Raw genomic sequence first — 959 nt, 5'->3', positions numbered from 1 at the left:
AACTTAATTGGAGATGGATTACGTGATGCGTTTGATCCGAAAATGCATAAATAAGAAGGTAGGTGTTTCTAAATGAGTAAATTGTTAGAAGTAAAGGATTTGAGCGTTTCATTTAACACCTACAACGGTGAAGTACAAGCTGTTCGAGGTGTGAACTTTGATTTGAAAAAGGGGGAGACATTAGCGATTGTTGGTGAATCTGGCTCAGGAAAGTCGGTAACATCGATGGCGCTAATGCAGCTCTTACCTAAGCCGCACGGCTTTGTCAAATCAGGGGAGATTTTGTTTGAAGGTGAGGATTTGGTTAACAAATCTACGAAAGAGATGCAAAAACTCCGTGGTAAAGATATTTCGATGGTATTCCAAGATCCGATGACATCGTTAAATCCGACGATGAAGGTAGGGAACCAAATCATTGAAGGTTTAATTAAGCATCAGAATATGTCTAAACAGGATGCGAAGAAAAAAGCGATGGAATTACTGGAATTGGTCGGTATACCTAATCCAGAAGTACGGATTAACCAATATCCTCACCAGTTCTCTGGCGGAATGCGCCAGCGCGTGGTCGTAGCGATATCGCTTGCCTGTAATCCAAAGATTCTCATTGCCGATGAGCCAACAACGGCATTAGATGTGACGATACAAGCACAGATTTTAGAGCTGATGAAGGATATTCAAAAGGAAACGGATAGTGCAATTATTTTTATCACGCACGACCTTGGTGTTGTAGCTAATATTGCAGACCGAGTGGCGGTGATGTACGCTGGAAAAATTGTCGAAATCGGGACAACAGATGATATTTTCTATAATCCGAAGCACCCATACACATGGGGGCTACTAGGTTCGATGCCAACGCTGGACAGTGATGAAGAGGAATTATTTGCGATTCCTGGAAGTCCACCGGATATGCTGAATCCTCCAAAGGGCGATGCCTTTGCCCCACGTAATGAATTTGCATT

The 959-nt window shown here is 42.6% G+C and carries 1 protein-coding gene; it reads left to right on the top strand.

The genetic code is table 11. From position 1 onward, the window contains the following. Window positions 1-72 precede the first annotated feature (72 nt). On the top strand, window positions 73-959 hold an 887-nt coding region (locus tag RVS70_RS21565; protein WP_321134765.1), incomplete at its 3' end, for an ABC transporter ATP-binding protein.

Source organism: Virgibacillus sp. M23 (assembly GCF_034190895.1).
In the GTDB taxonomy this organism is placed as follows: domain Bacteria; phylum Bacillota; class Bacilli; order Bacillales; family Amphibacillaceae; genus Virgibacillus; species Virgibacillus salarius.
Note: the sequence above shows the minus strand (reverse complement) of the source record. Positions and strands in the feature narration are given on the sequence as shown.